The organism is Ruegeria sp. CDSB086 (assembly GCF_059611065.1).
In genome coordinates this window covers 229,434-242,608 of record NZ_JBXWOV010000001.1, presented here as the reverse complement: position 1 = coordinate 242,608, position 13,175 = coordinate 229,434, and the positions used below count along the sequence as shown (strand labels likewise).

The 13,175-nt window shown below is 57.8% G+C and carries 14 protein-coding genes; 5 read left to right on the top strand and 9 right to left on the bottom strand.

From position 1 onward, the window contains the following. Positions 1-9 precede the first annotated feature (9 nt). The 5 genes from fdh3B to AC2FIO_RS01175 all read left to right on the top strand — a co-directional run bounded on the left by fdh3B (position 10) and on the right by AC2FIO_RS01175 (position 4,157). Positions 10-603 (top strand): formate dehydrogenase FDH3 subunit beta, encoded by a 594-nt coding sequence (fdh3B, locus tag AC2FIO_RS01195; RefSeq protein WP_058273836.1) that lies wholly within the window; start codon positions 10-12, stop codon positions 601-603. A 73-nt stretch (positions 604-676) separates the two neighbouring features. Beyond that, a complete protein-coding gene (locus AC2FIO_RS01190; protein WP_282168495.1) occupies positions 677-1,882 on the top strand; it encodes a formate dehydrogenase subunit gamma in 1,206 nt (401 codons plus the stop codon). Then, on the top strand, positions 1,883-3,145 hold the full coding sequence (locus AC2FIO_RS01185) for a c-type cytochrome (RefSeq protein ID WP_496695142.1): 1,263 nt from the start codon (positions 1,883-1,885) through the stop codon (positions 3,143-3,145). A 13-nt stretch (positions 3,146-3,158) separates the two neighbouring features. Beyond that, a complete protein-coding gene (locus tag AC2FIO_RS01180) occupies positions 3,159-3,284 on the top strand; it encodes a hypothetical protein (protein ID WP_496695140.1) in 126 nt (41 codons plus the stop codon). Beyond that, entirely contained in the window at positions 3,285-4,157 is an 873-nt protein-coding gene (locus tag AC2FIO_RS01175) for a substrate-binding domain-containing protein (RefSeq protein WP_282168497.1), read from the top strand. A gap of 4 nt (positions 4,158-4,161) precedes the next feature. Here AC2FIO_RS01175 and AC2FIO_RS01170 read toward each other — a convergent pair whose 3' ends face one another. From AC2FIO_RS01170 to AC2FIO_RS01130, 9 genes are all read right to left on the bottom strand, one after another. Next, entirely contained in the window at positions 4,162-4,977 is an 816-nt protein-coding gene (locus tag AC2FIO_RS01170) for an ABC transporter substrate-binding protein (RefSeq protein ID WP_496695138.1), read from the bottom strand. Between the two features lie 20 nt (positions 4,978-4,997). Next, complete coding sequence (locus AC2FIO_RS01165) at positions 4,998-5,732, bottom strand: ATP-binding cassette domain-containing protein (protein WP_282168499.1); 735 nt, start codon at positions 5,730-5,732, stop codon at positions 4,998-5,000. Further along, entirely contained in the window at positions 5,725-6,438 is a 714-nt protein-coding gene (locus AC2FIO_RS01160; protein ID WP_058277689.1) for an ABC transporter permease, read from the bottom strand. Before AC2FIO_RS01160 ends, AC2FIO_RS01165 begins: the two co-directional genes overlap by 8 nt. Before the next feature lie 153 nt (positions 6,439-6,591). Continuing rightward, positions 6,592-7,581 (bottom strand): ABC transporter substrate-binding protein, encoded by a 990-nt coding sequence (locus AC2FIO_RS01155; protein WP_108859098.1) that lies wholly within the window; start codon positions 7,579-7,581, stop codon positions 6,592-6,594. A 56-nt stretch (positions 7,582-7,637) separates the two neighbouring features. Further along, positions 7,638-8,483, bottom strand: coding sequence for an ABC transporter permease (locus tag AC2FIO_RS01150; protein WP_058277688.1), 846 nt, complete (start codon positions 8,481-8,483; stop codon positions 7,638-7,640). Next, on the bottom strand, positions 8,480-9,409 hold the full coding sequence (locus tag AC2FIO_RS01145) for an ABC transporter permease (protein ID WP_058277687.1): 930 nt from the start codon (positions 9,407-9,409) through the stop codon (positions 8,480-8,482). The genes AC2FIO_RS01150 and AC2FIO_RS01145 overlap by 4 nt, the downstream gene beginning before the upstream one ends. After that, positions 9,402-10,199 carry an ABC transporter ATP-binding protein gene (locus AC2FIO_RS01140; RefSeq protein WP_496695133.1) on the bottom strand — a complete coding sequence of 266 codons (798 nt, stop codon included), beginning with the start codon at positions 10,197-10,199 and terminating at the stop codon, positions 9,402-9,404. Before AC2FIO_RS01140 ends, AC2FIO_RS01145 begins: the two co-directional genes overlap by 8 nt. 55 nt (positions 10,200-10,254) lie before the next feature. Then, entirely contained in the window at positions 10,255-11,709 is a 1,455-nt protein-coding gene (hydA, locus tag AC2FIO_RS01135) for a dihydropyrimidinase (protein ID WP_282168502.1), read from the bottom strand. A 92-nt stretch (positions 11,710-11,801) separates the two neighbouring features. Next, entirely contained in the window at positions 11,802-13,052 is a 1,251-nt protein-coding gene (locus tag AC2FIO_RS01130) for a Zn-dependent hydrolase (RefSeq protein WP_496695131.1), read from the bottom strand. Positions 13,053-13,175 lie beyond the last annotated feature (123 nt).

Here is a 13,175-nt window from a genome sequence, read left to right as displayed (position 1 = left end):
AGAACGATAATGGCTAGAGCAAAGTTTCTCTGCGACGCTGAACGCTGCATCGAGTGCAACGCCTGCGTAACCGCGTGTAAAAACGAGCACGAGGTGCCCTGGGGCATCAACCGCCGCAGGGTGGTGACGATCAATGACGGCAACCCGGGCGAACGCTCAATCTCGGTGGCCTGTATGCATTGCTCGGATGCGCCGTGCATGGCGGTGTGCCCGGTCGACTGCTTCTATCAGAACGAAGAAGGCGTCGTCCTGCACTCCAAGGACCTGTGCATCGGTTGCGGCTATTGTTTCTATGCGTGCCCCTTCGGCGCGCCACAATACCCACAGGCTGGCAACTTCGGATCACGTGGCAAGATGGACAAATGTACCTTCTGCGCCGGTGGTCCCGAAGAAAACAACTCGACCGCAGAGTTCGCAAAGTATGGTCGCAACCGGATCGCCGAGGGCAAACTGCCCATCTGCGCCGAGATGTGTTCCACCAAGGCCCTGCTCGCCGGTGACGGCGATGTGGTCTCGGCCATCTACCGCGAGCGCGTCGTCGCGCGCGGATTTGGATCGGGCGCATGGGGTTGGGGCACCGCCTACGACCAGAAGGACGGGTAAACCCGCCTTCATGAACCAAACAGACGACCCGCATCCGTGGGTCGTCTGAACAGGGATTTTGACCGAGGTTCAGATGTTCCGCTTACTCGCCATATTGCTGCTGACATTTTCGATGGCCCAAACCGCCATCGCCCAATCAAGTGAAACCGAAGCCGCCGCACCAGCCGACAGGACGGCGACCGGTGGTGCGACTACGCTTGAGGATATCATGGCGCGCCAGCGCGGCGAAAAGGTGGATGACAGCTATCGCTCGGATAATACCGGCCAAAGTAACGCCGAAGGCCTGCTTGGCCAGTTGGGCACGCGCGGAATTGCCTCGGACAGCGATGTCTATCGCGCACTTCGCTACGGTTCGGCGGATGTGACCGTGTCATCTCATGGACCGGCCGCAACTGTACTGATCCAGGACGGCGGCATGTGGTGGCTAAATTTTCGCACCGGTCCTTTGCGTGAATACGGATCTTACATCATCGGCGGTATGCTTGTTCTGTTGCTGCTGTTTTTCCTGATCCGCGGAAAGATCAGGATTGATGGTGAAAAGACCGGGCGGAAGATTCTGCGTTTCAACGGGATCGAGCGGTTCGGGCACTGGTTGTTTGCCGGGTCCTTCTTGATACTAGGCGTCACCGGCCTGTTGACTTTGTACGGTCGTGATTTCCTGATCCCCGTTTTCGGCAAAGAGGGGTTTGCGACGATCGCTCAAGGCTGCAAATGGCTGCACAACAACCTGGCTTGGGCCTTTATGCTTGGGCTGATCATCGTGACCGTGAACTGGATTTCTCACAACATCCCGAACCGCACCGACCTGAAATGGCTCGCTGCCGGTGGGGGGTTATTCACCAAAGGCAGCCACCCGCCCGCCAAAAAATTTAACGCCGGGCAAAAGATCATATTCTGGCTTTGCATTCTGCTGGGCGTCTCGATCAGCCTGTCCGGTCTGTCGTTGCTGTTCCCATTTGAAATGCCACTGTTTGCCAAGACCTTTTCGATCGCGAATTCGACCGGTATTCCGCAGATGCTTGGGCTGAACCTGCCCGTGCAGATGTCCCCGCAGGAAGAGATGCAATACGCCCAGATCTGGCACGTCATGGTCGCCTATGCATTCATCGCGATCATCCTGGCTCACATCTATCTGGGCTCGGTCGGCATGGAAGGTGCCTTTGACGCCATGGGAACCGGAGAGGTGGAAGAGCAATGGGCGCGCGAGCATCACTCGCTGTGGCTTGAAGAGGTGCAGGCAAAAGAGGCCAGCGAAGGAGCGGCCTCGCCCGCCGAATAAATGCGCAAGCTGGTTCTGGCACTGGTGCTGCTGCCCCTGCCCGCGATGGCCGAGTTCTTCACTCTCAAAGGCCACGGCGGGCCCATCATGGGGATCGCCACCGCGCCAGACGGTCGGATCGCAACAGCAAGTTTTGACAACTCGGTTGGCATATGGACCGGGCAATCGCCGAAATGGCTGGAAGGCCACGAGGCCGCAGTCAATTCCGTCGTATTCAACGGTACCGCGATCTATTCGGCTGGGGATGATTTTACCCTGCGCAAATGGCCCGGCGGTCAGGTTGTTGGTCAGCACAAAGGCAAGATTGTAGGCGTCGCCGCGTCGAAAACCCATGTGGCAACGGCCAGTTGGGATGGGACCATCGGGCTGTGGCCGGTCGATGGCTCGGCGCCGTCGATGCTCGGGCCGACTGGAAGCGGTGTGAATGCCGTCGAATTCTCTGCAGACGGTTCGGAACTGTATTCCGCAGGTATCGATGGTTCACTGCGCATATGGGACGTTGCCAGCGGACAGGAAACGAACCGGTTCGTGGAACACGGATTTGGCATCAATGAACTGGCACTTAACGAACAGGACAACTGGATTGCGTACGGCGCGGTTGATGGCGTCACTCGCGTCCTCGACCTGACAACCGGTGACGAGCGTGATTTCACGCTTGAACGTCGACCGATCCTTGCATTGGCGCTTAGCCCGGATCGCAGCATGCTGGCCGTCGGAGATGGCGAAGGCTATATCATGGTGATCGACACGGTCGAATGGCGTATCGCGCAGGATTTCAGGGCCACATTACGCGGCCCGGTCTGGGCGCTGGCCTTTTCGCCGGATGGGCAGAACCTACACGCGGGCGGCATTGACGAAGCCATGTACAGCTGGCCAGTCGCCTCGCTTGGCGACCAGGAACAGATGGTCGCGACAGAACCCAGCTTTCTCAAAAACCCTGAGGAAATGGAGAACGGAGAACGCCAGTTTGCCCGCAAATGCTCGATCTGCCACAACCTTACACCGGATGGTCAACGCCGCGCGGGTCCGTCGCTGCATGGTGTGTTCGGGCGAAAGGCCGGTACGCTTACCGGATATTTTTATTCGGACACGCTGCAAGACTCTGATATCATTTGGAATGAAGAAACGATAAACGCTCTGTTTGACGAAGGGCCGGACCATTACATTCCGGGGTCGAAGATGCCGATGCAGCGGATCACCGAACCCAGGGACAGGGACGACCTAATCGCCTTTCTACGCCGCGCCACGGCACTGGAAAACTGAGCTGGAGGAGACTATGAAAGCCTTTCTTGCCGCTGTCGCTGCCATGGTGGTGATCACAGTCGCTGCGCCTTTTGCACTGCAACAGATCGGTTTCAGTGCTGCGGATTCCGGCACCAGCTCGGCTGTGCGTCTCGACTGAATGTCCGAATATCTGACCACCAAGGAACTGGCCGATCTGCTGCGCATTGGCGAGCGGAAGGCCTATGATCTTGCCTCATCGGGTGAGGTGCCTTGCGTGCGTGCCATGGGCAAACTGCTGTTCCCTCGGGCCGAGGTGATTGCATGGCTGAACGCCTCGCGATCCGGCCCGGAAGTGGCCGAACCGCCCCTGCCCCCGATTGTCGCTGGCAGTCACGATCCGCTGCTGGACTGGGCGCTGCGCGAAAGCGGTTCGGGGTTGGCGACCTATTATGATGGCTCATTCGACGGACTAACCCGCCTGAAAGACCGGAACGCGCAGGCGGCAGCGCTGCACATTCATGAGGATGGCGGGTTCAACACCCAGACCCTGAAAGACGCTTTGGGTGAGGCCCCGGTCGTTCTGTTCGAAGTCGCGCAGCGCCAGCGTGGTTTGCTGCTGGCACCGGGCGCATCGGAAATCCAGGGTTTTGCGCAGCTAAAAGGCCGACGTGTCATCCTGCGTCAGGACAGCGCGGCCAGCCAACGGTTGTTCGACGCACAGCTTGAGGCCCACGAAATAACCCGCAACGATCTGGAAACCCTGCCCACTTGCGCCCGCACAGAAGAAGAGTTGGCCATTGCCCTGCATGACAACAAGGCCGAGGTCGGGTTCGGACTAGGCGCATTGGCTGGGCTGTACGATCTGGGATTTGTTCCCACGCATACCGAACGCCTGGACCTGGCGATTTGGCGTCGGGCCTATTTCGATGACCCGATGCTGAAATTGCTCAGCTTTGTGCAGTCCGACCGGTTCCTGACCCGCGCCGATGAGTTTGGTGGGTATGACCTGTCCGGTCTGGGAACGATCCACCACAATGGCGCCAGCGGGTGATCCCCTATTTCGCGTTCGGAAAGAACAGCTGCTGACCATTCAACGCAAAGGCCTCGATGGCTGCCTGCCCGTCCGGGCCGATTAGCCAATCGACAAACCGCTGCCCTGCCGCCGCCCTTACACCCGCGTGTTTTTCGGGGTTCACCAGAATAACGCCGTACTGGTTGAACAAGCGCGGGTCACCTTCGACCAACACTTCAAGGTTTCCACGGTTGCCGAAGGACTCCCATGTCGCACGATCCGTCAGGGTATAAGCATCCATGCCACTGGCGACGTTCAACGTCGCGCCCATGCCTGAACCGGTTTCCCTGTACCACGTACCCGATTCCGCAGCCGGACCTACTCCGGCGTCGTTCCAGTGGCGCATTTCAGCCTTATGGGTTCCGCTGTCGTCCCCGCGTGATGCAAAGGGAACTTCGGCCTCAGATACCGCGGTCAAAGCGGCCACGATATCCGATCCGCCCTTCACCTTGGCCGGGTCTGATTTGGGACCTACAAGAACGAAGTCATTATACATCACGTCAAATCGTTCAACGCCCCAGCCGTCTTCGACAAACTGCTCCTCGTCGGCCTTTGCATGGACCAACAGAACGTCACCATCCCCATTGATTGCGTTACGGATCGCCTGCCCGGTGCCCACAGCAACAACGCGCACGTCGATCCCGGTTTCCGCCTCGAACCATGGAAGGATGTAATCCAACAGTCCCGAATTTTGGGTCGAGGTCGTTGATTGTACCACGATAAATGGTTCTTCGGCCAAGGCCGGACCTGTAAACAAGCCAAGTGAAACCAATGCTGCCCGAATGAAATTCCGGATCATTCTAAACTCCAGATTTTTTGTTATGTCACCAATCCGCCTGCAAGATACCTGCGCGAGGCATCACTTTTGGGATCGTCCAATACCTGACGCGCATCGCCATGTTCAACCACATGACCGCCCTGCATCATGACGACATCCGATGCCAGCCGGCGCGCCTGACCGATGTCATGGGTCACCATAACAATGCGCACCCCCCCTTCTGATGCGCGCAGGATCATCCGCTCAATCACCTGAGTGGCGCCGGGGTCCAGCGCGCTGGTCGGTTCGTCCAGAAACAAGGTATCCGGGTCCAGCGCCAGCGCGCGCAGGATGGCCAGCCGCTGCGCCTCACCTCCCGACAGCGATCTGGCCGCTTGCCGTGCTTTGCCTTCAAGCCCGCCTTGGGCCAGCAAATCAGCAATACGCGTCTTGCGAGCAACGCGCTGCAGGCCCTGCCGTTTCAGGACAAAATCCAGATTGGCTGCAACGGACCGGCGCAGCAAGACGGGTTGCTGAAACACCATCGCCTGCCGGGCCTTGTGATCAGCATTCAAAGGAACTCCATCTTGCTCCACGTACCCTTTGTCCGGCGCAATCAGCCCATGCAGGCACCGCAGCAACAGGCTTTTGCCCGCGCCGTTCGGTCCAAGGATTAAGGTCGGCCCCGGCCCGCTCAATGTCAGGTGCGGAACGTCCAGCAATGCGGTGCCATTACGCGCAATCTGCAATCCGTTAACGGTGATACGCCGCGCCATTTCCGAGACCAGATCACGCATGGCGCAACCCTTCTCTCTCGGCCCGCAGGCTAAGCGTGCTGACCATGGCGTTCACCGCTATGGCAATACCGATCAGGATCGCCCCGAGCGCCAGAGCCAGCGCAAGATTTCCCTTGGACGTTTCCAGCGCGATGGTCGTCGTCATCACCCGCGTCACGTGATTGATGTTTCCGCCAACGATTATGACCGCCCCAACCTCGGCAATGGCGCGGCCAAATCCGGCCAGCAAGGCCGTGACCAGCGCCAAACGCGCATCCCACAGAAGTACTGGCACAGACGCCAGCCGCGACACGCCCAAGGATCGGAGCTGTTCCGAGTACTCCTCGGCCAGCATCTCGACCACCTGCCGCGTCAACGCAGCGACGATGGGCGTCACCAAAACAACCTGCGCAATGATCATCGCGGTCGGTGTGTAGAGCAGTTCAAGGACGCCCAAAGGCCCGGATCGCGACAACATCAGATAAACCAGCAAGCCTACGACCACCGGCGGGAACCCCATCAGCGCGTTCATAAGAATGATCAAAACCCGCCGCCCCGGAAAGCGTGCAACGGCCAGCGCAGCGCCAACAGGCATGCCAATCAGTGCAGAAATCAGGACGGCAAAAACGGAAACTTTCAGGGAAAGCAGCACAATCGCCCAAAGCTCTGGATCCCCATTCAGGATCAGAGTGAACGCTGTATTGAATTCTGATGCAAATCCCTGCATTTTCTTCGGACTATCGCCAGTTTCGTATGAAATGCGCTGTTATTCATAGAATTCTACGCCATTTCGATCTCAAGTACAGACACATTTCCGACATAAGAAACAGGAAACGCGGCCCCGTTTGGGACCGCGCCTTTTCAGTCAGTGCGAAGCGGATCAGTTCAGAGCCGCATCCGTGATCTGGTGCGTCCAAGCGCCGTCTGGCTGCTTGGTGATCACAGGATCGGAACCGCCCGCCAACAGGGTGGCAACGGTACGCTCAAAATCGGCAGGGTCCAGCGAACCGTTCGAACCTGAGGTCAGCTTCGCGATCTCGCCCATCATGCGTTTCTGATGCTCTTCGGTCTGGGCGCCGGTCTCATCGTTTTCCAGCACGATATCGGCTGCCTCATCCGGGTGTTCTTCGGCGTATTTCCAACCCTTCATCGAGGCGCGAACGAAGCGTTCCATCTTGTCGACAAACGCTGCGTCCCCAAGGTTCTCTTCCAGAACATACAGGCCGTCCTCCAATGTCGCGACACCCTGATCTTCGTACTTGAAGGTCACCAGCTCATCCGGGTTGACGCCGGAATCGATGACCTGCCAATATTCGTTATAGGTCATGGTGCTGATGCAATCGGCCTGACGCTGCAGCAGCGGGTCGACGTTGAAGCCTTGCTTCAGAACTTCCACACCGCTTTCGCTTTTGCCACCCGTGTCGATACCCAGTTGGCTCATCCAGCTCATGAATGGGAATTCGTTGCCAAAAAACCAAACGCCCAGCGTGCGGTTCTTAAGGTCTTCGGGTGCCTCGATCCCGGCATCTTTCCAGCAGGTCAGCATCATACCCGAGCTTTTGAACGGCTGCGCGATATTGACCAAAGGCAAACCCTTTTCGCGTGCGGCCAGCGCGGCGGGCATCCATTCGACGGTCACGTCAGCGCCGCCACCTGCGATCACCTGCGTCGGTGCAATGTCTGGTCCACCGGGCAGAATAGTGACGTCCAGCCCCTCTTCCTCGTAGAACCCCTTGTCCTTGGCAACATAGTAGCCCGCGAACTGAGCCTGCGTGACCCACTTCAGTTGCAATGTCACCTCATCCGCAGCGAAAGCCGAACTGGCGGCCAGACTAAAGGCGGCTATCGCCCCGCTGAGTAGCTTATTCATCTTCATATCTCCTAGTTGCTGTTGGTGCCCCTTTTGGGGTCTGTTGAATTATTGTTTTATCCACGTTGCGACGGGTGCCAGAAGGTCACCGCCTTTTCGATCATTGCAACAAGACCATAAAATGCGGTTCCGGCCAAAGCGGCCACCACAATCTCGGCCCAGACCATATCCAGCGATAATTGCCCCACGCTGGTGGATATCCGAAAGCCCATGCCTAGCGTGGGCGAGCCAAAGAACTCTGCCACGATAGCGCCGATCAACGCCAGGGTGGTAGAAATCTTTAAGCCGTTGAAGATAAAGGGCATCGCGGCGGGCAATCGCAGCTTCAAGAAGCTCTGCCAATAGGTGGCCGCATAGGTCTCCATCAGGTCGCGCTGCATGGCCGTGGCCTCACGCAGACCAGCCACGGTGTTGACCAGCATTGGGAAAAACACCATCACCACGACAACGGCAGCTTTGGAGTGCCAGTCGAACCCGAACCACATCACCAGGATGGGGGCGGTCCCGACGATTGGCAGCGCTGCGACAAAGTTCCCAACGGGCAGCAACCCAAGTCGGAGGAAATCCCAGCGATCCACCGCAATTGCCATCAGGAATGCGGCGAAGCACCCAATGATGTACCCGCTGAACGCGCCTTTGATGATGGTCTGAACGAAGTCCTCCCACAGGATCGGCAGGCTATTGGCAAAGCGCACCGCAATTACGGATGGCGCCGGCAGTATGACCAAAGACACGTCTAGCCCTCTGACCAGCAGCTCCCAAATGACAATGATCGTTACGCCAAATATGAACGGAGCCAGAAATCGCACCATGCGCGTGTCCGCATAAGGCCCGCTGGCCAGACGACTATTCAGCCACCAACCCAGGACCCAAACGACGATTGCAAACAGCACTAGTATCATTGCGCCATCCCCATTCTTTTCAGGACCTTCCGTTCTACAAGCCCCAGCAACCCGACCAGGCAAGCCGCCAGAATGGCCGCTGCAAACAAGGCCGACCAGATCTGCACGGTTTGTCCATAGTAGCTGCCTGCCAGTAGACGCGCGCCCAAACCGGCCACCGCCCCTGTTGGCAATTCACCAACGATGGCACCGACCAGCGAAGCCGCAATGCCGATCTTCAGCGACGTAAACAGATACGGCATCGATGCGGGCAAGCGCAGCTTCCAGAACCCCTGCGACCGGCTGGCGCTGTAAGTGCGCAGCAGGTCCAGTTGCATTGCATCCGGGCTGCGAAGCCCTTTGACCATACCGACAACCACAGGGAAGAAACTCAAATAGGCCGAGATTACCGCCTTGGGGATGATCCCCTGAATGCCCACCGAGTACAGCACCACGATAATCATTGGCGCCAAAGCGATGATGGGAATCGTCTGGCTGACAATGGCCCATGGCATCACCGACAAGTCCATGACGCGGCTGTGCACGATCCCGACAGCCAGCAGAATGCCCAATCCAGTACCGATCACAAAGCCCAGCATCGTTGCGCTTAGCGTGACCCAGCCATGATAGATAAGTGACCGTTTCGAGGTGATTTTTTTCTGTACAGTGGTCTCCCACATCTCGACAGCGACCTGGTGCGGCGCCGGCAGGCGGGGCCGGTCCTGCTCCCACGTGGCGGGGATGGCAAAGCTGTTATTCAACACCAGTCCGAATTCGGACATATCCCGACGATCTTTAGCCGAAGGTGGCTGAACTTCGGCCCCTGCACGCTCCTGTTCCGTCAAAACACCTTTGATGTTCATTGGAATGCAGGCCGCATACCAAAAGACGACGATCACCGCGAGAACGGTCAGAACTGCCCAAAAAGCTTTGAACCCATCATTCATCGTCCGCATGCCCCGCCCGCAGACCCTCGCGCACACGATGAGCCACTTCGATGAACTCAGGCGTGTCGCGGATGTCCAATGGACGTTCCTTCGGCAACGGGCTGTCGATCACATCCGTTATCCGCCCCGGTCGCGGGCTCATCACCACGATCTTGGTGCTCAGATACACCGCCTCGGGGATCGAGTGCGTGACGAATCCGATAGTTTTTTCTGTGCGCGCCCAAAGCGCCAAAAGCTGTTCGTTCAAGTGATCGCGCACGATCTCATCCAACGCCCCAAAGGGTTCGTCCATCAATAGTATATCAGCGTCAAACGCCAGCGCCCGCGCAATACTGGCGCGCTGCTGCATGCCCCCGGACAGTTGCCACGGAAATTTGCCGCCAAACCCTTCAAGATCAACAAGTTCCAGAACGCTTCTCACACGTTCATCCTGCTCGGCAGGCGAATATCCCATGATCTCCAGCGGCAGCTTGATGTTCTTGGCAATGGTGCGCCAGGGATAAAGCCCCGCCGCCTGAAACACATAGCCATAGGCCCGGTTCCGCCGCGCCTCATCCGGGGTCATGCCATTGACCGTCAGGGTTCCCCCGGTTGGTGTTTCGAGCGCAGCAATACATCGCAAAAAGGTGGTTTTCCCGCAGCCTGAGGGACCGATGAAACTGACAAATTCACCCTTGTCGATCGTCAGGTTCACGTCTTTCAACGCGTGGATTGGTCCGTCATTGGTTTGGAAGGTCAGATCCAGCTGCCTTGCCTCGATAACGGGCTGGGTAGTGCTTTCAGTATTCATTCCATAGCCTTGAAAAGATTTGATTTTGGGCCGCATGAATTGCGGCCCGCACGCATCATACACCCGTCGCCGGGATACCCGTCCGTTCAACCGGCCGAGGCGCGGTCAGCTCTTTCCAGGTGCTTAGCGCTTTGTTCACAGTGGTATTGGCCTCACGTGCAACAAAATCGCCGTGGCCTTCCTGTGTGCGGATTTCCCCATCATGCACAGCCACGTGCCCACGAGTAAGGGTAAAGCGCGGCAGCCCTTTAACCTCTTTGCCCTCGAATACATTGTAGTCGATCGAGGATTGCTGCGCATCGGCACTGATCGTCTTGGATTTTTCAGGATCCCAAACCACCAGATCCGCATCAGCGCCAACCAGAACGGCTCCTTTTTTCGGATAACAATTCAATATCTTGGCGATATTCGTTGAAGTCACCGCGACGAACTCGTTCGGCGTCAAACGCCCGGTGTTTACCCCATGAGTCCACAGCATCGGCATCCGATCTTCAAGCCCGCCGGTGCCATTGGGGATCTTGGTAAAGTCGCCCACACCATAGCGCTTTTGTTCGGTGGTAAAGGCACAATGGTCTGTTGCCACAACGCTCAACGATCCCGATTGCAGACCGTTCCACAAGCTGTCCTGATGCTGCTTGTTCCGGAACGGAGGGCTCATAACCCGACGTGCCGCATGATCCCAATCTTGGTTGAAATACTCGCTCTCATCCAACGTCAGGTGTTGGATAAGGGGTTCGCCCCAGACCCGCTTGCCCTGCAATTTGGCCCGCCGGATCGCCTCATGCGCATCCTCGCAGGACGTATGCACCACATAAAGCGGCACACCCGCCATGTCAGCTATCATGATGGCGCGGTTTGTCGCCTCGCCCTCAACCTGCGGCGGGCGGGAATAGGCGTGCGCCTCGGGGCCATTGTTCCCCTCGGCCAGCAGCTTAGCACTGAGTTCAGCCACCACATCGCCATTCTCGGCATGCACCATCGCAATACCGCCCAGTTCGGACAGGCGCTTGAACGAGGCGAACAGTTCGTCATCATTCACCATCAGAGCGCCCTTGTAGGCCATGAAATGCTTGAACGTGTTGATCCCCCGCGTTTCAATCACCGTTTTGATGTCATCGAACACCTGCTCGCCCCACCAGGTCACGGCCATGTGGAACGAGTAATCGCAATTCGCACGGGTGGATTTGTTGTCCCAGCGTTTCAACGCATCCAAAAGGCTTTCCCCGGGGTTTGGCAGCGCAAAATCAACCACCATGGTGGTGCCGCCTGCCAGCGCAGCCCGCGTACCGCTTTCGAAATCATCGCTGGAATAAGTGCCCATAAACGGCATCTCCAGATGGGTATGCGGATCAATCCCACCCGGCATGACATAACATCCCGTGGCGTCCAATTCCTTGTCACCCTTCAGATCCATCCCGATCTCTGTGATGACGCCATCTTCGACCATGACATCCGCCTTGTAAGACAAGTCGGCGGTCACAACGGTTCCGTTCTTGATAACAGTGCTCATTCTAATCTCCCTGACGCGGTCTGCGCCGCTTGCTTGATCTGGCCAAATATATCCCGTGGGAGTCGCCCATCAGGCGACGGGGGCAGCGCCCCTTATTCCACAATCTCGGCCGTTTCGACGACCGCATGAAACAGAACATCCGCCCCGGCTGCGGCCCAATCCTTGCTGATCTCTTCCGCCTCGTTGTGGCTCAACCCGTCAACGCAAGGGCACATGACCATGGCCGTCGGGGCCACCCGGTTGATCCAACAGGCATCGTGCCCCGCGCCCGATATGATGTCGGTATGCGAATATCCCAGCCGCTCTGCCGCGTCCCGTACAGCCGCGACACAGCTGTCATCGAACTTCACCGGATCAAACCCACCGACCTTTTCGAATTCGATCTGCAGGCCCATCTCTTCCACGATATCTTCGGCCGCAACGCGCAAACGGTTTTCCATATCTGTGATGACCGCCAAATCCGGCGAGCGGAAATCGACCGTGAACACCGCCTTGCCGGGAATCACGTTGCGAGAATTCGGGAACACGTCAATATGCCCTACAGCACCAACGGCATGGGGCGCATGAGACCACGCGATCTCATCCACTTTCTCAAGGATACGCCCCATCGCCAGACCCGCGTTTTTGCGCATCGGCATCGGAGTAGATCCAGTATGTGCGTCTTTGCCTGTCACGGTGATCTGCGTCCAGCTCAGCCCCTGCCCGTGCGTCACAACGCCGATATCCTTGCCCTCGGCCTCAAGGATCGGCCCCTGTTCGATGTGCAGTTCAAAGAAGGCATGCATTTTGCGGGCACCGACTTCTTCGTCTCCCCGCCAGCCAATGCGCTTTAGCTCATCGCCGAACGTCTTGCCCTCGGCATCCTCGCGGTCATAGGCCCAGTCTTGCGTGTGCATCCCGGCGAACACCCCTGAGGAAAGCATCGCTGGTGCATAACGTGTGCCCTCTTCGTTGGTCCAGTTGGTCGCAACGATCGGGTGTTTGGTCTTGATGCCCAAATCGTTGAGCGTGCGGATAATCTCCAGCCCACCCAATACGCCCAACACGCCGTCATACTTGCCGCCGGTTGGTTGGGTGTCCAGATGCGAGCCGACATAGACCGGCAACGCTTCCGGATCAGTCCCTTCGCGACGGGCAAACATATTGCCCATCTGATCCAAACCCATGGTGCAACCGGCGTCTTCGCACCACTTTTGAAACAAAGCGCGCCCTTCTGCGTCTTCATCCGTCAGGGTTTGGCGGTTGTTGCCGCCCGCAACACCGGGGCCGATCTTGGCCATCTCCATCAGGCTGTCCCAAAGTCTGTCGCCATTGATCCTGAGGTTTTGCGCCGGAGCTGCCATCTTGTTCTTCCCTGTTGCTTGCGATTTGGCTCGCTTTTGGTGTCTTGATTTGACCATCTGGTCAAACTCACGCTATCACGGGTTCGACATCAGTCAAGAAATTGCATGGTGCCGCCGGAAAAT

Bases quoted from the DNA above. Each gene is read 5' to 3' on its own strand.
- fdh3B (WP_058273836.1), top strand. From the start codon at position 10: ATGGCTAGAGCAAAGTTTCTCTGCGACGCTGAACGCTGCATCGAGTGC.
- AC2FIO_RS01190 (WP_282168495.1), top strand. From the start codon at position 677: ATGTTCCGCTTACTCGCCATATTGCTGCTGACATTTTCGATGGCCCAA.
- AC2FIO_RS01185 (WP_496695142.1), top strand. From the start codon at position 1,883: ATGCGCAAGCTGGTTCTGGCACTGGTGCTGCTGCCCCTGCCCGCGATG.
- AC2FIO_RS01180 (WP_496695140.1), top strand. From the start codon at position 3,159: ATGAAAGCCTTTCTTGCCGCTGTCGCTGCCATGGTGGTGATCACAGTC.
- AC2FIO_RS01175 (WP_282168497.1), top strand. From the start codon at position 3,285: ATGTCCGAATATCTGACCACCAAGGAACTGGCCGATCTGCTGCGCATT.
- AC2FIO_RS01170 (WP_496695138.1), bottom strand. From the start codon at position 4,977: ATGATCCGGAATTTCATTCGGGCAGCATTGGTTTCACTTGGCTTGTTT.
- AC2FIO_RS01165 (WP_282168499.1), bottom strand. From the start codon at position 5,732: ATGCGTGATCTGGTCTCGGAAATGGCGCGGCGTATCACCGTTAACGGA.
- AC2FIO_RS01160 (WP_058277689.1), bottom strand. From the start codon at position 6,438: ATGCAGGGATTTGCATCAGAATTCAATACAGCGTTCACTCTGATCCTG.
- AC2FIO_RS01155 (WP_108859098.1), bottom strand. From the start codon at position 7,581: ATGAATAAGCTACTCAGCGGGGCGATAGCCGCCTTTAGTCTGGCCGCC.
- AC2FIO_RS01150 (WP_058277688.1), bottom strand. From the start codon at position 8,483: ATGATACTAGTGCTGTTTGCAATCGTCGTTTGGGTCCTGGGTTGGTGG.
- AC2FIO_RS01145 (WP_058277687.1), bottom strand. From the start codon at position 9,409: ATGAATGATGGGTTCAAAGCTTTTTGGGCAGTTCTGACCGTTCTCGCG.
- AC2FIO_RS01140 (WP_496695133.1), bottom strand. From the start codon at position 10,199: ATGAATACTGAAAGCACTACCCAGCCCGTTATCGAGGCAAGGCAGCTG.
- hydA (WP_282168502.1), bottom strand. From the start codon at position 11,709: ATGAGCACTGTTATCAAGAACGGAACCGTTGTGACCGCCGACTTGTCT.
- AC2FIO_RS01130 (WP_496695131.1), bottom strand. From the start codon at position 13,052: ATGGCAGCTCCGGCGCAAAACCTCAGGATCAATGGCGACAGACTTTGG.